The sequence below is a fragment of the Streptomyces sp. NPDC002640 genome (assembly GCF_053592575.1).
Genome location: NZ_JBSFVZ010000030.1, coordinates 76,207 through 93,837 on the forward strand (window position 1 = coordinate 76,207; position 17,631 = coordinate 93,837).

Consider the following 17,631-nt stretch of genomic DNA (forward strand, 5'->3'; position numbering starts at 1 on the left):
CACCGCCGTGCGCGGGCCCGGCTCGCAGACGCCGAGGGCCCGCCGCACCGGGGTGCGACGGGCCCTGCGGGGCGCCGGAGGGTCAGCAGCAGTGGCCGCCCTCGCGCGGATCGGCGTCACGCCGGTCCACGCGGCGGTTCTCGAACTCCCGCCGGGACAGCACCCGGACGTCGGGGTCGTGCGAGCGGGCGTGGGCCACGTACCGGTCGTAGGCGTGCTCGCCGTTCAGTTCACGCACGTACCACCAGGCGCGGGCGCCCGCCCGCCGCAGCAGGCCCAGGGCGGCGGCCATCACTCGGCCCCGGCGCCGACCAGCTCCTTCTCGTCCGACTGCGGCTTGCGCAGGGAGAAGGAAGGAACCACCATCTCGGACTTCACGTACGGGTCCTCCTGGAGCGGCAGCTTGCTCTTCCCGCGCAGGTGCGCGACCGACACGCACAGGCAGGAGAAGAAGACCACCAGGGTCAGACCGGCGAAGACCGCCATCAGGGTGCCGGTCACCGTGGAGTTGGTGATGACCGTCGACATCTGGTCGAGGCTCTTCGCCGGGGCGAGGACCTCACCGGCCTCCAGGGCGTCCGCGTAGGCGGAGCGCTGGGCCCAGAAACCGATCTTCGGGTTGTCGGAGAAGAGCTTCTGGTAGCTGGCGGTCATGGTCACGGCGAGCGCCCAGGCGAGCGGAGCCGCGGTGACCCACGCCCACTTCAGACGGCCCGACTTGATCAGCAGCGTGGTGGAGATGGTCAGCGCGATCGAGGCCAGCAGCTGGTTGGCGATGCCGAACAGCGGATAGAGCTGGTTGATCCCGCCCAGTGGGTCGCTGACGCCGACCCACAGGAAGTAGCCCCAGCAGAGGACGACGACCGCGGAGCAGATCCAGATGGCCGGCTTCCAGTTCTTGTCACGGAAGCGCGGGACCACGTTGCCGATGGTGTCCTGCAGCATGAAGCGGCCCACCCGGGTCGCGGCGTCCACCGCGGTCAGGATGAAGAGCGCCTCGAACATGAGGGCGAAGTGGTACCAGAAGGACATCATGCCGGTGGAGCCGAAGGCCTTCGCCAGGACCACCGACATGCCGACCGCCAGGGTCGGGGCGCCGCCGGTGCGGGCGATCAGGCTCTCCTCGCCGACCTGGTCGGCGGCCTGCTGCAGCGCCTCGGGGGTGATGGTGAAGCCGAAGTTCGCCACCGCCTGCGAGGCCGACTGGACGGTGTCGCCCAGGACGCCGGCCGGGGCGTTCATCGCGTAGTACAGGCCCGGGTCCAGGACGCAGGCGCAGACCAGCGCCATGACGGCGACGAAGGACTCCATCAGCATCGAGCCGTAGCCGATGGCCCCGACCTGGCTCTCCTTCTGGATCATCTTCGGCGTGGTGCCGGCCGAGATCAGGGAGTGGAAGCCGGACAGGGCGCCGCAGGCGATGGTGATGAAGGCGAACGGGAAGAGCGCGCCGGCGAAGACCGGGCCGGTGCCGCTGCTCGCGAACTCCGAGACGGCCGGGACGTTGACCTCCGGGTTGGCGACCAGCACGCCCACGGCGAGCAGCACCACGGTGCCGATCTTCATGAAGGTCGACAGGTAGTCACGCGGGGCCAGCAGCATCCACACCGGCAGCACGGCGGCCACGAAGCCGTAGACCACCAGGCAGATCACCAGGGTCTTGGGGCTGAGGACGAACGCGTCGGCGAACGAGGACTCGGAGACCCAGCGGCCGCCGATGATGGCCGCCAGCAGCAGCACCACGCCGATCAGGCTGACCTCGGTGACCCGGCCGGGGCGCAGGAACCGCAGGTAGCCGCCCATGAAGAGGGCGATCGGGATGGTCATGCCGATCGAGAAGGTGCCCCACGCGGAGTGGGCGAGCGCCTGGACCACGACCAGGGCCAGAACGGCCAGGATGATGATCATGATCGCGAAGACCGCGATCAGTGCCGCGATGCCGCCGATCCGGCCGATCTCGTCCCGGGCCATCTGGCCGAGGGACTTGCCGTTGCGGCGGGTCGAGAAGAACAGCACGACCATGTCCTGGACCGCGCCGGCGAAGATCACGCCGACGATGATCCAGATGGTGCCGGGCAGGTAGCCCATCTGCGCCGCCAGCACGGGACCCACCAGCGGGCCGGCGCCGGCGATGGCGGCGAAGTGGTGGCCGAACAGGACCCGCTTGTCCGTCGGGTGGTAGTCCACGCCGTCGTTGTGCCGCTCCGCCGGGGTCGCGCGCGTGTCGTCGACGCGGAGCACCTTGCGGGCGATGAAGCGGGCGTAGAACCGCTGGGCGATCAGGTAGGAACCGACCGCCGCGGCGACGATCCAGACGGCTGAAATCTTCTCACCGCGAGCAAGCGCGATGACTGCCCAACCGGTGGCGCCGAGGGCGGCCACCAGCAGCCATACGGCGATGCTGCGGGGACTGGTGCGGGACACGGTGACGTGCCTTTCGTTCGAATCTTGCCAGGCGCTTCCGCAGAGGTTAGCGATCGTGTCGCGGATCTCGGCGGTCGTGTAGTCGATCTCACGTTCCGGGCGGGAACTCCGAGGCCGGAGCGGTCTCGGCGGTCATGACCGGCCACCCGTAGGGAGCACGGCGCCGGTGCGCGATCGGTTCACCACCGCGGCTGACTCGTCGTTTCCTGACGCTCCGGCGGACACCGGTCCCTGAGCGGCGTTGTCGCGGCGGTCGACCCGCGCTCGAATTTTTGGCATGCACACTTCCGGTTGATGCGCGTAGCTGTCACAGTTCCTCCGTCCGTCCCCGCCGAACATGGAGGCCCCCCCATGAGACGTGTTCGTAGATCGTCGGTCGTCAGCTCGTTCCTGCTCGCCGTGGCCCTGGTCCTCACCGGTGTCGGTCAGGCGCAGGCGGCCCCCACCTCCTACGTCGCCCTCGGCGACTCCTACGCCTCCGGTGTCGGGGCCGGCAGCTACCAGAGCGCCAGCGGCACCTGCAAGCGCAGCAACCTCGCCTACCCGCAGCTGTGGGCCAACGCCAACTCGCCCTCCGCCTTCTCCTTCATGGCGTGCTCCGGCGCGACCACCAGCTCGGTGCGCAGCAGCCAGATGGCGCCGCTGACCACCGGCACGCAGCTCGTCTCGGTCACCGCCGGCGGCAACGACGCCGGGTTCGCGGACGTCATGCAGACCTGCGTCCTCGGCACGGACACCACCTGCCTGAACCGGATCAACACGGCGCGCTCGTACATCACCAACACGCTGCCCGGGAACCTCAACTCCCTGTACGCCGACATCAAGAACCGCGCCCCCAACGCCCGGGTCGTCGTCCTCGGCTACCCCAAGTTCTACGACGTGGCCGCGGTCTGCGCCGGCCTCTCCGACACCAAGCGGACGGCGATCAACTCCGCCTCGGACCTGCTGAACTCGACCATCTCCGGGCGCGCCGCGGCGTACGGCTTCCGCTTCGGCGACGTCCGCCCCTACTTCGCCGGACACGAGCTCTGCTCCGGCAGCTCCTGGCTGCACAGCCTCAGCGTCAACATCGGCGACTCCTACCACCCGAAGGCCGCGGGCCAGTCGGGCGGCTACCTCCCCGCGCTCAACGCCAACGACTGACACTCCGTCGGACCTCACCCCCCTCGCGCGCTCGGCCACGCCAGGCGCGCGGAAGGCCCGCCGCACACACGGTGCGACGGGCCTTCGCGGGCCCGCGCCGGGATCAGCGCCCTCGGCGCAGGGCCAGGTCCGCGACCACCGGCCGGTGGTCCGAGGCGAGCGTCTCCGGCACGGTGACCGCCTTGACGTCGACCGCGCCCGGCGAGACGGCGACGTAGTCGATCCGGGTCCGCGGGTTCAGCGCGGGATACGTCGGCGCCTCCACGCCCGCCGCCGCCGACGCGTCGGTCAGGCGCTCCCAGAGCGGGGCCAGCTCCGGCGCCGCGTGCACGGCGTTGAAGTCGCCGGTGAGCACCTGGCGCGGACAACGGCCGTGCGCGTCGCAGTCCTCGCCCATGATCCGCAGCGTGTCGGCGACCTGGGCGGCCCGCACCGACGGGTCGGCCCGGTAGTCGAGGTGCGTGGTGTAGACGTGCACCGGCACACCCTTCACCCGGATCCGCACCTCCGGGAAACCGGGAGCGGGAGCCGGGACCGGCTGCGCCTCCTGGGTGGAGAGCCGGGTGATGTCGTGGTTCTCCGCGGCCAGGATCGGGTACCGCGACAGGATCGCCAGCCCGTACTCCCGGCGCGGGGCGCCCGCGGTCACCGGGTCGAGGCTGTATATCGGGGCGAAGTACACTTCCATGCCGAGTCTTTCGCCCAGCTCCGTCGCCAGGTCGCGCCAGGAACTCCGGGCGCCCCAGTGGACGTCCACCTCCTGCAGTCCGACGACGTCCGCGTCCATCGCGCGGAGCTCCTCGACCTGCCGGTCGAGGTCGAAGACGTTGTCCGTCCCCGCGCCCGCGTGGATGTTGTACGAGGCGACCCGCAGCGGCACCGTCGCCGCCTCGGCCGGCGGGTCCGCGTACGCCCCCGCCGGAGCGGCGCCGGGCAGCGCGAACGCCCCCAGCAGTCCCGCCGTGACCAGAAAACGTGCCGTACGACGACGCCGCATCACGCAGCCCCCTCAAGTCCGTTGCGGATCTTGGCACTTGTGCGCAGTACGGTACCGGCGCGGGGGACCGGGGGGAACGCCGCCGCGCGGTGCGCCGCCTCAGTCGTCCTCGGGGTCGATCAGCCGCATCGCCTGCTCGACCGCGACCAGGGCGTCCTCGCTCCCGGTACGGGCCACCACGTCCAGCGCGGTGTCCGCCAGCTTGATGACGTGCTCGTCACCGTGTCCGGCGGCGCGGGCGAAGTACTCCTCGGCCGTGCCCGAGGCCCTCGGCACCGCCGCGGCGGGCGTCGCGTAGGCGGCGGTCACCGCGGCGGAGGCGGCCCACGCCGCCTCCAGGCTCGGCGCCCACAGCTCGCGCGGCAGCGCCGGAAGGGTGCGCAGCACGGCGTTCGGGGCGGTCGCCGCGTGCACCAGCATCACCGCGTCGCCGTGGGCGCGGGCGGCGAACCGGGTGGTCGCCGCCGTCACCAGGTCCGTCAGCAGGAGCCGGGCGTCGTCCGGCCCGGCGGGGGCGCGCAGCGCGGCGGTGGCCGCGGACCAGCCCGCCGTCGACCCCAGCAGCGCCAGCCGCTCCCGGATGCCGCCCTCCTGCCCCGGCACCGGCGGCACCGCGTCCAGCGCCTCGGCGGGGGAGGCCTCGCCGGAGGGCCGGGACACCCCCGCCAGCGGCTGGTGACGACCCGCCCAGTACGCCAGCCCGTGCGCGAGTTCGGCGGTCCGCGCGGCGTCGTCACCGTCCTCCAGCAGCGCCCGCACCGCGTGCCCGACCCGGATCACCGGATGCGTCGCCCCCGCCGCGATCCCCGGCAGCAGCCGGGGCCACCAGCGCGCCAGCACCGTCCGCCACCCCTCCGCGGCGACGGCCCGGCCGAAGTACACCGTCCAGTCCGCCAGCCGGCGCGGGTCGCCCAGCGCCTCACGCCACTCCGCCTCGACGACCGGGGCCGTGGAACGCGGCATGTCCTCCAGCTTGGCCAGCGCGTACCGCTCCAGCCAGCGGTGCGCGCCCGCCCCGTGCCCGTGCCGCACCAGCGCCTCCACCGCCATCGGCGCGTGGTTGGAGAGCCACCCCCGCCGCTCCGGCCCCGCCCGGTGGATCCGTTCCAGTGCCTCGTCCAGCACCCCGGCGTCCGTGCCCCGCATACGCGTCAACTCCCCTGTTCCCGACGGATCCTCGCCACCGTACGAGGGTGGTGGGGACGGCGGACACGGGCCGCGGACCGGGTCCCGCCGGCCCCCGGACCTAGGACCCGGGTCCCGGCGCCCCTCCGCCCCGCGACGAGGCGGACCGCGGGGCTGTGCTGAACTGGGAGGACCTTCCTCCGACCGCCCCGGGAGATCCGTTGACCCTCCGCTACCGCCAGCCCGGCGTCGTCCTGACCGACCACCGCTTCACCGTGCCCCTGGACCACGCCGACCCCGGCGGCGAGACCATCGAGCTGTACGCCCGCGAGGTGGTGGCGAGCGACAAGGCGGACCAGGACCTGCCCTGGCTGCTGTACCTGCAGGGCGGCCCCGGCATGCCCGCCCACCGCTTCGTCGGACGGCAGGCCTGGCTGGACCGCGCGCTGCGCGAGTTCCGGGTGCTGTTCCTGGACCAGCGGGGCACCGGGGCCTCCACCCCGGCCAACCGGCAGACGCTTCCCCTGCGCGGCGGCCCGGCGGAGCAGGCCCGGTACCTCACCCACTTCCGCGCCGACTCCATCGTCCGCGACTGCGAGGCCATCCGGCCCCTGCTCACCGGCGGCGCGCCCTGGACGGTGCTCGGCCAGAGCTTCGGCGGCTTCTGCACCGTCACCTACCTCTCCCTCGCACCCGAAGGACTGGCCGCCGCCCTGATCACCGGCGGGCTGCCCTCCCTCACCGCGCGCGCCGACGAGGTGTACCGCGCCGCCTACCCGCGCATGGAGCGCAAGGTCGCCGCCCACTACGCCCGCTACCCCCAGGACGTCGAACGGGTCCGCCGCATCGCCGAGCACCTGCTGCGCCACGACGTCGAACTGCCCGGCGGACACCGGCTCACCGCCGAGGCGTTCCAGTCCCTCGGCGCCCTGCTCGGCTCCGGGGACGGCAGCCACCGGCTCCACTTCCTCCTGGAGGACGCCTTCGTCCTCCCCACGCCCGACGGGCTCCAGCTCTCCGACGCCTTCCTGGAGCAGGTCCGGCAAACCCTCTCCTACGCGAGCCACCCGCTGTACGCGGTCCTCCACGAGGCCATCTACGCCCAGGACGCCCACCCCACCGACTGGGCCGCCGAGCGGGTCCGCTGGGAGTTCCCGCAGTTCGACGCCGCCAAGGCGCTCGAGTCCGGAGAGGCCGTGCTCCTCACCGGCGAGACCGTGCACCCGTGGCTGTTCGACTGCGACCCGGCGCTGCGCCCGCTGAAGGAGACCGCCGGACTGCTCGCCGCCCGCACGGACTGGACCCCGCTCTACGACCCGAGCCGGCTCGCCGCCAACGAGGTCCCGGTGGCGGCGGCGGTCTACCACGACGACCTGTACGTCGACACCGCGCACTCGCTGGACACCGCGCGGGCCGTCCGGGGCCTGCGCACCTGGATCACCGACGAGTTCGAGCACGACGGCGTCCGCGCGGGCGGGAACCGCGTCCTCGACCGGCTCCTCGCCCTGGTCCGCGACGAGGCCTGAGCGGGCGCGGCGGCCCTCCCGCGCCGCGTGACCACCCCACGCGGCACGCGGCAGGGCCGCCCGCGGCGCCTCGGCGGCCGTACCCGCCGTACCCGCCGTACCCGCCTCAGCGGCCGACCGTGACCGCCGTGTCGTCCGGCGCGGACCGCGGTGCGCGCCGGCGCAGGCCCAGCCGCAGGTCCTCCGGCATCAGGGTGAGCCGCTCCGAGACGCTCAGCCGGTACTCCGGCCGCGGCAGGAACTCGTAGCGGCGCAGCAGCAGCCCCAGCACCAGCGTCGCCTCGTGCAGCGCGAACTGACGGCCGATGCAGGCCCGGGCGCCGGTGCCGAACGGCTTGAAGACGTGCGGCGGCCTCGCCCGCACCGCCGCGGCCTCGAACCGGTCCGGGTCGAACCGCTCGGGGTCCGGTCCCCAGACCGACCGGTCGCGGTGCAGCAGCGGCAGCACGACCAGCGCCCAGGCGCCGCGCCGCACGGGATGCGTGCCGCCCAGCACGGTGTCCTCCAGTGCCACCCGGGCGAAGGCCGGGGCGGTCGGCCACAGCCGCAGCGACTCGTCCAGCACCCGCCGCACGTACCGCAGTTTGGCCACCTGCTCGTACCCGGGGGAGGCCACGTCGCCCCAGACCCGGTCCACCTCCTCGCGGGCCCGCGCCGCGATCTCCGGGTGCAGCGACAGGTAGTGCAGCGCGAACGACAGGGCTCCGGAGGTCGTCTCGTGCCCCGCGACCAGGAAGGTGATGACCTGGCGGCGGACGTTGTCCAGCGACAGGCGCTCACCGGTCACGGGGTGCGAGGTCTCCAGCATCCGGTCCAGCAGATCGCCGTCGCCGGGCCGGCCGTCCGCCACCCGGGCCCGGATCACCTCGTCCACCGTCTCGTTGAGGAGCGCCAGGTCCCGCTCGCCACGCCGGTCGGCGGCCCGTCCGCCCACCAGCGCGGCCAGCGGACCCGGCATGGCGGTGCGCCGCTGGGCGTAGCTCAGGTACCCCACCATCGCGTCGACGAAGGGGTGCGGCCGCGGGCGTTCGAAGGAGCCGAAGTCGTGGCCGAAGCCGGTGCGGGCGATGGTCTCCAGGGTCAGCTTGGTCATGTCGCCCGGCACGTCCACCGTCCGCCCCGCCACCAGCTCCGCGTCCCAGCGGTCGGTGAGCCGGGCGGCCACGTCCAGCATCGCCCGGTGGTACCCGGACATCGCCTCCCGGCTGAAGCCCGGCGCCAGCACGTCATGCGCGAGCTGCCAGTTGGGCTCGTGGTTGTGCGCCGTGAACAGTCCGTCCTTGGCCAGCGGACGCAGCGCGGCGATGCCCGGCGCGACGTGCTTGGCGAACCGGGACTCGTCCGACAGCTCGCCCACCAGGTCGGCGCCCCCGACGAAGACGAGCTCGAAGGAGAGCACCTTCCGGCGGAAGATCGGCCCCAGCGCCTGCCCGCGGCGCACGGTGTCCTGCAGCGGCCGGGCCCGGTCGGTGCCCAGGACGTCCCCCAGCAGCGGCACCCGGCGCGGCGGGTGCGGGATCAGGTCCAGCCGCGGCCAGGCCTCCCGCACGCTCGGCACCGGTGTGACCTTCCGGACCGGACTGCTGCTCGCCATGGACCCTCCCGATCGAACCGCCGTGTCACCCGGCCGCCGCCCCGCCGGTGCGGGGGAGCGGCCGGACGACCATCGTGCCTTCCGGGCGCGGCCCGTCACCAGTCCCCGTCGGCCACCGGCCTGCCGGGCGCGTCGCCGAGCTGCACCACCTGGTGCGGGGCCGGCGGGGACCAGGGGGTGTGGTCGTCGCCCAGCCAGTCGCCGACCGGCTTCACCCCGGCCAGGGTCCCGGACGGGTCCAGGTCGGTCGCCTGCTCGTCGTAGTGCTCGAACCACGGCAGCCCCGCCCGTGTGTAGGCGTCGCGGTCGACGGGGGAGGGCGGCGGGGCCTCGCCGGTGATCCGGCGCCACTCGGGCGGCGTCACCAGGTGGACGAAGACCCGCCCGGACGGCTCGGCGGACCAGTCGGAGAGCGGACGGGTGTCGCGGTGCACCTGCTGGCGCATCGAACCCCCCGCCCCCAGGCCCATCGCCGCGGCGCGCGGAGCCGCGCTCCCCGGCGCGGGCGGCGCGGCGCCCGGCGCCGGCGGAGGCACCGCCCCCGCAGTCGCGCCCGGCGCCGCGCCCGCCACCGGAGGACCGGCGAAGTCGGCCCCGTACGACGGCATCGCCGAAGGCATCGGCATCGCGGAGTACGGAGGCGGCGGCGGGACCGGACCGGGAGGGGGCGTGGCCGGCCAGACCGGCGGGGTGGGCGCCGCGGCCCGGCGGGCGGTCCACTCGGCCAGCTTTCTCTCCGTCAGCCCGAACGCCTGGAGCTGGATGCCGCCCCAGGTCTCCTCGCCGGTCACCTGCCCCTCGACGGTGGCCCCCAGCCCGAGCGGCACCGCCACGAACTGACGGACCGTCCCCCGCCCGGAGTTGATGCCGTCCAGCCAGGGCTGGTCGGGCAACGGCAGGTAGTTCTGCGGCCTCGACGACAGACGCCCGCTCCACGGCTCGCCGGAGACCGCGCAGACCTTGCCGACCCCGACCTGCAGCGCCGCCGGCCGCGCGGTGCCCCCGAAGTGCAGCCACATCGCCTCACGGAGGTACACCGGCAGCATCACCCCGCCGCGCGCCAGCCACTCGGCGGGAGCCGTGTCGGGGAAGTCCTGGACCCGGCGCAGCGGGAAGGACCCCAGGCCCGGCGGCAGGGGATGGGTTCCTGTCTCGGGCAGCCGCAGGGTGCGCACGAACCGCACCCGCACACCGCCCGGCAGCAGCAGGCCGTCCCCGTCGATCCGCACGCCGCCCGTTGTGCCCATCGCACGCTCCCCTCGTTCCGGGGCCCTCCGGCCGGGGCCCGCCGGCGAACACGCGCTCAGGACCTCCTCCGGTTCCGCCGCCGGGGCGCCGGCAGCCGCAGGCGGCGGCGCAGCTCCTCCAGCCGGCGCTTGCGCTCCCGCTGCAGACGGGTGTTGCGGTCCAGCTCCTCGAGCAGCCGGCGGGACCGGTGGTCGGTGTCCAGCTCGTCGAGGATGCGCGTGATCTCGGTGAGGAAGGCGCCGACCAGCTGCCAGTCCTTGGGATCCTCCTGCACGTGCTCGAGCAGGATCGCCGCCAGCCTGTCCCGGGTGGCGGACGCCCGCGCCAGCTCCGCGGCCAGCCGCTCCTCCGCCTCCTCCGCGTTCGTGCTGACGTCGGAGATCACCATCACCGCGAAGCTCACCACCGCGTCGCCGACCTCGGCGAGCAGCTCCTCCACGATCGGGCCCGCCTCCGGGTGGAACAACGGATCGGGGTCACGTCGCTTCGCCAGGTCGGTGAAGCTCCGGGCGATCACCCGCAGCACCACCGTGCAGATCTCCAGGGTGTCCAGACCGGTCCGCAGCACGACCCGGTGCAGCAGCCCCTCCCTGACCCTCGGGTTGAGCCTCAGGCTGTCCTCCGCCTGCCGCAGCGCCGCGTCGACGCCGGCGATGTGCTGGTCCAGGGCGCGCGCCTCGTGGAGCCGGGCCGTGGCGTGGGGGACCGGCGTGTGACCGGACGCCTCCTCGCCCATCCGGAGCATCAGCTGCCGCATCCGCCGCGACAGATCCGTCAAGGACTCGGCGGCCACGTCCACCCACACCGGCGGGGCGAACAGGAAGTTGAAGGAGAGTCCGACGACCGCGCCGATCAGCGTCTCGACGATCCGCGCCCACGCCGTGTCGCCCACCGTGGTCACGCCCAGCACCAGCATCGCGCTGATCGCCACCTCGGGGAGGAAGTCCCCGGTGCGCGCCAGGCGCCCCACGATCAGCGACGCCAGGATGATCAGCGCCAGACTCCACCAGGTCAGACCGACGATCCGGCTGAACCCGATGGCGATCAGCACACCCGCGACGACGGCGTTGACGCGCTCGATCCCGGTGGTGAGCGTCGAGTAGAGGGTGACCTGCACCACGAGGAGCGCCGTCAGCGGGGCGGTCAGCGGCACCTTCTCACTGCTCAGGTGCAGCGCGATCACATAGGAGATCGTCGCCGCCGCCGTCGCCCGGAGGGTGTGGACGACGTCCGGTTCCCTCTTCCACCTCCGGTACCTCGTGACCAGCGCTGTTTGCACACCTCGTACGTCCCGCATGACCCGCGCCTTCCCGCTCCCGGGCACCCTCCACACGTGTGTTCCGCCAGGTGGCGCCCTGTGCGGTCCATGGTCGCGGCCCGCGCCGTGGATCCGCTCCACGACACGGGCCGCAAGGCCGCCGGTCCGCACCGGCCGGGTGACGCCGGGTCAGCCGGCGGGCTCTTCGGGCACCGGGTGCTCCGGGTTGGGGCTGCCGCCGAGCGGCGCGCCCTGGCGGCCGGTGCCCGCCTCGTCGGTCTCCGGCACCTCCTCGTCGGTGCCGTCCGGCCGGTCGCCGGAACCGGTGGCCTCCGGGTCCGGCGCCGCGTCCCAGCGGTCGTCGTCCTCGCCCGCCTGCTGGTCCTGGAGGTCACGGGGCACCGGCTTTCCCGGCGCCGCCGGACGCTCGGGGTCCTCCCGGCCCCCCGGCTCCTCCCGGGCGGCCGCGGCGGCCTCGTGGGCCGGGCCCGGCCCGTCGTCGTCCGAGGACGACGAGGACGAGGCCGCGGGGCCGCCGCCCGCCTGTGCGGTCGCCATGACGTCCCGCTCCGGTGCGTATCCCGGACCGGCCTGCTGGTCCGGCAGGTCACGGGGGACCGGCTGCACGCCTCCCCCGGCTGTGGCCTCGCTCACGTGTGCACTCCCTTTCTCCGGGCCCACCGGCCGGACGACCGGTGACGGGCCGGACCTGCGGGTACCTCCGCCTCCCGGCCTCGAAACGCCGCGCGACGCCACGACGTGCCGCGCGGTGCGGCCGTCAGCCCACCAGGCGGCCGTGCAGCGGGGGCGTCGCCGCGCCCGCGCCCTCACGCATCCCCCGCACGAACTCCTCGACCACCGACTCGGCGTCACGGGTCGGACGCCACCCCAGGACGTCCCGGGCACGCCGGGTGTCCATCAGCGGAAGCCGCAGCACCGCGTCGAACAGGTGCGGGGAGGCGGGCAGGAGCCGCATCCGCCAGGCCGCCGCCACGGCGGCCCGCACCGCGCCCGCCGGCATCCGCACCGGCCGTGCGTCGAACATCCGCCCGAGCACCCGTGCGTCCAGCGGCGGACCGGCCGCCAGGTTGAACGCGCCCCGCGCGTCGGGGGAGAGGGCCGCGATCCGGTAGGCGTCCGCGGCGTCGTCGGTGTGCAGTGCCTGCACCCGCAGCCCGGGGATGTCCGGCAGCACCGGCAGCAGACCCGGACGGGCGACGGCGCCCGGCAGGAACCTGCCGCCGAAGATGCGCCGCTGCTCGCTCGCCGACTCCTTCTTGAAGCAGAACGCCGGCCGCATGCGCGCCACCCGCACCTGGGGGTGCTGCCGCTCGAAGGCGTCCAGCGCCCTCTCCAGGTACGCCTTCTCCCGCGTGTAGGCGGCGTCCGGCCAGCCGTGCGTGGGCCAGGACTCGTCCACCTCGCGGTCCTTGGGCCCCGGCGAGTACGCCCCGACCGAGGAGGCGTGCACCAGCGCCGGGACCCCGGCGGCGGCCACCGCCTCGAACACCCGCAGGCTGCCCAGCACGTTGGTCCGCCAGGTCGTCACCGGATCGTGCGTCGGCTGGAACGCCCAGGCCAGGTGCACCACGGCGTCCGCGCCCCGGAACATCTCCACCAGCGCGGGCGCCGACTCCTCCCGCGCCAGGTCGGCGGTCCTCCACTCGGTCCCCTCGGGACGCCACTCGGGCAGCCGCCGGGCGACGCCCGTCACCAGGCTCACCGCCGGGTCCTCGCCGAGGACCCGCACCACGCTGCTGCCCACGTTGCCGGTGGCCCCGGTCACCACGATCCTGCCGCTCACGCCGCGCTCCTCACGTCCGCCGGTCAGGGCGGCCGGGTACCCGTCCCGGTGCCGCCCTCACCCCCGCTCCGACGTGATCACTCGCGGCGGGCGCCCAGCGCGGTGTCCGCCCAGATGTTCTCGGCGTGCAGCAGCAGCGCGCCCAGCACCGCCGCCTGCGAGGGGTCCTGCGCCGCGTGCTCGCCGAGGCTCCGCCGCAGCTCGCCGTGGAGTTCGCTCAGCCGTTCCTCCGAGGGGCCCGCGGACGTCTCCTCCTCTTCGTCGTCCGTCCGGACCGCCTGCCCGTTGGGCCCGGCCATGGTCGCCCCGCCCGGCCCCCGGGCCAGTTGCCGGCCCTCCGCCTCGCAGGCCCGCCCCAGCAGGTCCAGCATCCCGGCGTACAGGTCCAGCGCCTCCGTGTCCGGCGGCGCGGGGGAGCGGCCCGCGTCCGCGGCCACCGACAGTGCCCGGGTCAGGGCCACGACCTGGCCGGTCACCCGCGCCCAGCGCTCGTCCTCCTCGGGCGGCGGGACCTGCATCGGGATCCGCCGCAGCCGGCGCAGCCGGTCCGCGGTCAGCCGCAGGCTCTCGTCCGACCAGCCGCGCGCCGAGCGCACCCCCTCCAGGAGCCGCTCCAGCCGGTCGGAGGCGTGCGCCCAGCGGGAGGCCGCCCCGTCGTCCCACCGCGCCCCGGGCAGTTCCTCCGCCACCCGCCGCAGCACCGCCCCGGCCTCGGCGGCCAGGCCGGACAGGTTGTTCCGCACGTCCCGCAGGTGCACCGGCGGCAGGACCAGCGCGTTGACGGCCACCCCGATCACCGCCCCGAGCACCGCCTGGCCCACCCGGTGCCCCGCCGCCTCCGCGCTCACCGTGCCGGCGGCCAGGGTGAACACCGCGGTGGTCGCCGCGTAGCTGCCCTGGTCCCCGAACCGCGACCAGTGGGAGAGCAGCATCAGCGGCGGCAGGCACACCGCCATCGCCGCCAGGTGGTCACCGGTCAGCGCCTGCGCCCCGGTGGCCAGCAGCGTCCCCACGCAGATCGCCGCGCACTGCTGCGCCGCCCGCAGCAGCGAGCCGTACACGGTGGCCTGCACCAGGACCAGCGCCGCCCACGGCGCCATCAGCGCCATCGGGTCCTCCAGCCACAGCCGGGCCACCGCCCAGGCCAGCAGCGCCGCCCCGGACGCCTTCAGGGACTGGACCAGCAGATCGCGTTCCCGCCCCGGACCGCGCACCGCGTTCCGGGCCGTCGCGCCGACGGCCCGGAGCTCCCGGCCGATCGCCTCCGTCGCACGGTTCATCCGGCACGGGTTGCCGGTGGACGTTCCCGTAACCGGGCCGTCTCACGCTCTCACGCCAGGGGGCTGTCCCCCAGCGACCGCAGGAGGTGCGCCGGATCCTCGTAGACCGCCCGGGCGCCCGCCTCCTCCAGCGCCGCGCGCGGGATCCCGCCGCACAGCACCGCCACCGGCGTCACGCCCGCCCGGCTCGCCGCCTTCATGTCCCACACCGTGTCCCCGACGAACACCGCGCGTTCGGCGGGCACCCCGGCCAGCTCCAGCGCCTGCTCCACCGGCTCGGGGGAGGGCTTGCCCCGCTCCACGTCGTCGGCGCTCGCCGTCGCGGTGATCGCCTCGTCCGCGTCCAGCGCACGGCGCAGCGCGGACAGCTCCGAGCCCCCGGCCGAGGTGGCCAGCACCACCCGGCGGCCCGCCCCGTGCAGCCGCCGCAGCAGGTCGCTCGCGCCGGGCAGGGGGTCCAGCCGGTCGAAGTACTGGCCGTAGAGGGTCTTGTGCGCCGAGCTCAGGGCGCCGTCCTGCTCCTCGTCCCGGTCGTCGCCCAGCACCCGGGCGATCAGGTCCATCCCCGGCAGGCCCACCGCGCGGTGGATGTGGTGCATCGGCACCCGGTGCCCGGCCTGGCGGAACGCCTCCCACCACGCCACGGCGTGCAGATGGTTGGTGTCCACCAGGGTCCCGTCGACGTCGAACACCACGGCCCGTTCCATACGCGTCCCGCCTCTCGCTGCTCCGCCGCCGGCCTCCGGCGACGGGTTACGGGTACCACCGCCGTCCCGCGTTCAGACGCCCCGCCGTCGTCCGGACGCCTCCGCCGTCCGGACGTCCGCCGGGACCACTCCGTCACGGCTCCAGGCGAGCAGCCGCTCCAGCGGCCAGGTGGTCACCACCCGCTCGGGCGGCACCCCGCACTCCTCGGCCCGGGCACAGCCGTGGATCTGCCACTCGAGCTGGCCCGGCGCGTGGGCGTCGGTGTCCACCGCGAAGAGCACGCCCGCCTCGACGGCCCGGCCGAGCAGCCGCCGCGGCGGGTCCAGCCGTTCCGGGCGGCTGTTGATCTCCAGCGCGGTGCCCGACTCCGCGCAGGCCGCGAACACCTCGTCCGCGTCGAACTCCGACTCGGGCCGGCCCCGGCCGGTCACCAGCCGCCCCGTGCAGTGGCCCAGCACGTCGGCGTGGGGGTCGCGGACCGCGGCCACCATCCGGCGGGTCATCGACCGCCGGTCCATGCGGAGCTTGGAGTGCACCGAGACGACCACCACGTCCAGGCGCTCCAGCAGCTCCGGCTCCTGGTCCAGCGAACCGTCCTCGAGGATGTCGCACTCGATCCCGGTGAGCAGCCGGAACGGCGCCCACGACGCGTTGAGCCGGTCCACCACCTCCAGCTGCTCCCGCAGCCGCTCGGGGGACAGGCCGCGGGCGACGGTCAGCCGGGGGGAGTGGTCGGTCAGCACGGCCCACTCGTGGCCCAGCGCCGCCGCGGCGCGCCCCATCTCCTCGATGGGGCTCCCGCCGTCGGACCAGTCCGAGTGCAGGTGGCAGTCGCCGCGGATCAGCGAGCGCAGCTGCCCGCCCCCCTCGGCGAGCGGCGCCCCGCCCTCCTCCTCCAGCCGGGCCAGGTACCCGGGGACCTCGCCCGCCAGGGCCTCGCGCGCCACCTGCGCGGTCTTCTGGCCCACGCCCTTCAGGGACTCCAGCGAACCGCTCTCCGCCCGCCGCCGGAGCTCCGCCGCGTCCAGCCCCGCCAGCACCCGCGCGGCCGTGCGGAAGGCCCGCACCCGGTAGGTCGGCTCCTGGGACCGCTCCAGCAGGTACGCGATCCGCTCCAGCGCGACGACGGGATCCATCCGAGCCTCCGTTTCCGTACGGCGCCTTACGTGCGCGCCTTACTGCGGCGCCTCTCGAACGGCGCCACCGCGGCCGGGCCCCGGCCTCGGCCGCGCCCGGTTTGCCCTGCGGGCCCCCGGGTACTGCGACGCCCCGGGTACCGGGACGGCCCGAGTACCCATCCCGACCACCACCCCCGCCAGGAGGCACCGACATGCCCGAGACCGCAACGCCCGTCGCCGTCGTCACCGGTTCCGACTCCGGCATCGGCCGGGCGGTCGCGGTCCGGCTGGCCGAACAGGGCATGGACGTCGGCATCACCTGGCACACCGACCGCGTAGGTGCCGAGCGGACCGCCGAGGAGGTGCGGGCCCGGGGCCGCCACGCGGAGGTCGCCCAGGTCGACCTCACCCGGCTGCCCGAGGCCGCCGACACGGTCGACGAGCTGTGCGAACGCCTCGGCCGGGTCGACGTGCTGGTCAACAACTCGGGCACCGGCACCTCCACCCTCTTTCTCGACCTCGGCCTCGACGACCTGCGGCACGTGCTCGACGTGAACCTGGCGGGCCCGTTCCTCTGCTCGCAGCGCGCCGCCCGCCGCATGATCGACCAGGGGAGCGGCGGCCGGATCGTCAACATCACCTCGGTCCACGAGCACCAGCCGAAGGTGGGCGCGGCCCCCTACTGCGCGTCCAAGGGAGGCCTGGGCCTGCTCACCCAGGTGATGGCGCTGGAACTCGCCGAGCACGGCATCACGGTGAACTCGGTCGCCCCCGGGGAGATCTCCACGCCGATGACCGGCCAGGAGGACACCGACCCGAGGACCGAGTCCCGGCCGGGCGTCCCGCTGGGCCGGCCCGGCGACGCCCGGGAGGTCGCCGCCGTGGTCGGCTTCCTGGCGGGACCCGAGTCCTCGTACGTCACCGGCGCCTCCTGGGTCGTCGACGGCGGCATGACCCGGATGGGGCCGATGGCCGGGGCGTCCCTGGAGCGGGACGACTGGCGGCGTCCCTGAGCCGAACTACGCTCGAAACCATGACGGAAATCTCGAGCCCCCGCGTCGGCCGGTCCCGGATCACCGTGCTCGGGGTCCAGCCGGACACGCCGCCCTTCCGGATCGTCGAGATCGACGGCGAGTTCGTCGGTCAGGCGCGGGCCGTCACCGACGTCCTGGAGATCGCCGCCGCCTACGGCATCCACGTGCACGACCTCGACGACCCGGACGTCGTCCGCTGGGTGGGCGGCGACAAGTTCACCTGGGGCCCCCACCAGGACAGCGGAACCCAGGACAGCGGAACGCCCCGGGGCAGCCGCTAGGTCGTGTCCGCAAAGTGGGGGCGTCGTTGGTCTGTTCGTGGTGCGTCGTCATGAGCTGACTGATGAGTCGTGGGCGGTGATCGGGCCGTTG

At 74.4% G+C, this 17,631-nt stretch carries 16 protein-coding genes; 4 read left to right on the top strand and 12 right to left on the bottom strand.

The genetic code is table 11. The annotated features are described in order from the left end of the window. Positions 1-82 precede the first annotated feature (82 nt). The gene (locus ACWD3O_RS30215; protein ID WP_451410105.1) at positions 83-292 is read right to left on the bottom strand and encodes a YbdD/YjiX family protein; all 210 of its coding nucleotides are present in this window, start codon (positions 290-292) and stop codon (positions 83-85) included. Next, positions 292-2,424, bottom strand: a complete 2,133-nt coding sequence (locus ACWD3O_RS30220; RefSeq protein WP_451410106.1) for a carbon starvation CstA family protein — start codon at positions 2,422-2,424, stop codon at positions 292-294. Before ACWD3O_RS30220 ends, ACWD3O_RS30215 begins: the two co-directional genes overlap by 1 nt. 351 nt (positions 2,425-2,775) lie before the next feature. Between ACWD3O_RS30220 and ACWD3O_RS30225 the strand changes: the two genes are divergently transcribed. After that, positions 2,776-3,567, top strand: a complete 792-nt coding sequence (locus ACWD3O_RS30225) for an SGNH/GDSL hydrolase family protein (protein WP_451410107.1) — start codon at positions 2,776-2,778, stop codon at positions 3,565-3,567. Between the two features lie 103 nt (positions 3,568-3,670). Here the strand turns inward: ACWD3O_RS30225 and ACWD3O_RS30230 are convergent, their stop codons facing one another. Both ACWD3O_RS30230 and ACWD3O_RS30235 read right to left on the bottom strand, forming a co-directional pair. Then, a complete protein-coding gene (locus ACWD3O_RS30230) occupies positions 3,671-4,564 on the bottom strand; it encodes an endonuclease/exonuclease/phosphatase family protein (RefSeq protein WP_451418100.1) in 894 nt (297 codons plus the stop codon). Positions 4,565-4,663: 99 nt separating this feature from the next. After that, positions 4,664-5,710, bottom strand: a complete 1,047-nt coding sequence (locus ACWD3O_RS30235; protein ID WP_451418101.1) for a questin oxidase family protein — start codon at positions 5,708-5,710, stop codon at positions 4,664-4,666. A gap of 200 nt (positions 5,711-5,910) precedes the next feature. On the opposite strand from ACWD3O_RS30235, the gene ACWD3O_RS30240 reads away from it, so the two are divergent. Next, the gene (locus ACWD3O_RS30240; RefSeq protein WP_451418102.1) at positions 5,911-7,215 is read left to right on the top strand and encodes an alpha/beta fold hydrolase; all 1,305 of its coding nucleotides are present in this window, start codon (positions 5,911-5,913) and stop codon (positions 7,213-7,215) included. A 106-nt stretch (positions 7,216-7,321) separates the two neighbouring features. On the opposite strand, the gene ACWD3O_RS30245 is transcribed toward ACWD3O_RS30240, so the two are convergent. From ACWD3O_RS30245 to ACWD3O_RS30280, 8 genes are all read right to left on the bottom strand, one after another. Beyond that, positions 7,322-8,809 (bottom strand): cytochrome P450, encoded by a 1,488-nt coding sequence (locus tag ACWD3O_RS30245; RefSeq protein ID WP_451418103.1) that lies wholly within the window; start codon positions 8,807-8,809, stop codon positions 7,322-7,324. A 95-nt stretch (positions 8,810-8,904) separates the two neighbouring features. Then, the gene (locus tag ACWD3O_RS30250) at positions 8,905-10,056 is read right to left on the bottom strand and encodes a hypothetical protein (RefSeq protein WP_451410112.1); all 1,152 of its coding nucleotides are present in this window, start codon (positions 10,054-10,056) and stop codon (positions 8,905-8,907) included. 56 nt (positions 10,057-10,112) lie between these two features. Beyond that, on the bottom strand, positions 10,113-11,354 hold the full coding sequence (locus ACWD3O_RS30255) for an FUSC family protein (RefSeq protein ID WP_451410113.1): 1,242 nt from the start codon (positions 11,352-11,354) through the stop codon (positions 10,113-10,115). Between the two features lie 150 nt (positions 11,355-11,504). After that, positions 11,505-11,969 (bottom strand): hypothetical protein, encoded by a 465-nt coding sequence (locus tag ACWD3O_RS30260; RefSeq protein WP_451410114.1) that lies wholly within the window; start codon positions 11,967-11,969, stop codon positions 11,505-11,507. A gap of 124 nt (positions 11,970-12,093) precedes the next feature. Then, on the bottom strand, positions 12,094-13,119 hold the full coding sequence (locus ACWD3O_RS30265; protein ID WP_451410115.1) for an NAD-dependent epimerase/dehydratase family protein: 1,026 nt from the start codon (positions 13,117-13,119) through the stop codon (positions 12,094-12,096). Between the two features lie 77 nt (positions 13,120-13,196). Further along, positions 13,197-14,399, bottom strand: a complete 1,203-nt coding sequence (locus ACWD3O_RS30270; RefSeq protein ID WP_451418104.1) for an FUSC family protein — start codon at positions 14,397-14,399, stop codon at positions 13,197-13,199. Between the two features lie 50 nt (positions 14,400-14,449). Further along, positions 14,450-15,106, bottom strand: a complete 657-nt coding sequence (locus ACWD3O_RS30275; protein WP_451410117.1) for an HAD family hydrolase — start codon at positions 15,104-15,106, stop codon at positions 14,450-14,452. A 72-nt stretch (positions 15,107-15,178) separates the two neighbouring features. Beyond that, positions 15,179-16,243 (bottom strand): PHP domain-containing protein, encoded by a 1,065-nt coding sequence (locus tag ACWD3O_RS30280; RefSeq protein WP_451418105.1) that lies wholly within the window; start codon positions 16,241-16,243, stop codon positions 15,179-15,181. 194 nt (positions 16,244-16,437) lie between these two features. Here ACWD3O_RS30280 and ACWD3O_RS30285 point away from each other — a divergent pair, with 194 nt between their 5' ends. Further along, the gene (locus ACWD3O_RS30285) at positions 16,438-17,238 is read left to right on the top strand and encodes an SDR family oxidoreductase (RefSeq protein WP_451418106.1); all 801 of its coding nucleotides are present in this window, start codon (positions 16,438-16,440) and stop codon (positions 17,236-17,238) included. Positions 17,239-17,258: 20 nt separating this feature from the next. Continuing rightward, positions 17,259-17,540 carry a hypothetical protein gene (locus tag ACWD3O_RS30290; protein WP_451418107.1) on the top strand — a complete coding sequence of 94 codons (282 nt, stop codon included), beginning with the start codon at positions 17,259-17,261 and terminating at the stop codon, positions 17,538-17,540. Positions 17,541-17,631 lie beyond the last annotated feature (91 nt).

Coding starts and splice junctions, on each gene's coding strand:
- ACWD3O_RS30225 (WP_451410107.1), top strand. CDS start 2,776: ATGAGACGTGTTCGTAGATCGTCGGTCGTCAGCTCGTTCCTGCTCGCC.
- ACWD3O_RS30235 (WP_451418101.1), bottom strand. CDS start 5,710: ATGCGGGGCACGGACGCCGGGGTGCTGGACGAGGCACTGGAACGGATC.
- ACWD3O_RS30290 (WP_451418107.1), top strand. CDS start 17,259: ATGACGGAAATCTCGAGCCCCCGCGTCGGCCGGTCCCGGATCACCGTG.
- ACWD3O_RS30280 (WP_451418105.1), bottom strand. CDS start 16,243: ATGGATCCCGTCGTCGCGCTGGAGCGGATCGCGTACCTGCTGGAGCGG.
- ACWD3O_RS30215 (WP_451410105.1), bottom strand. CDS start 292: ATGGCCGCCGCCCTGGGCCTGCTGCGGCGGGCGGGCGCCCGCGCCTGG.
- ACWD3O_RS30245 (WP_451418103.1), bottom strand. CDS start 8,809: ATGGCGAGCAGCAGTCCGGTCCGGAAGGTCACACCGGTGCCGAGCGTG.
- ACWD3O_RS30230 (WP_451418100.1), bottom strand. CDS start 4,564: ATGCGGCGTCGTCGTACGGCACGTTTTCTGGTCACGGCGGGACTGCTG.
- ACWD3O_RS30255 (WP_451410113.1), bottom strand. CDS start 11,354: ATGCGGGACGTACGAGGTGTGCAAACAGCGCTGGTCACGAGGTACCGG.
- ACWD3O_RS30285 (WP_451418106.1), top strand. CDS start 16,438: ATGCCCGAGACCGCAACGCCCGTCGCCGTCGTCACCGGTTCCGACTCC.
- ACWD3O_RS30250 (WP_451410112.1), bottom strand. CDS start 10,056: ATGGGCACAACGGGCGGCGTGCGGATCGACGGGGACGGCCTGCTGCTG.
- ACWD3O_RS30270 (WP_451418104.1), bottom strand. CDS start 14,399: ATGAACCGTGCGACGGAGGCGATCGGCCGGGAGCTCCGGGCCGTCGGC.
- ACWD3O_RS30275 (WP_451410117.1), bottom strand. CDS start 15,106: ATGGAACGGGCCGTGGTGTTCGACGTCGACGGGACCCTGGTGGACACC.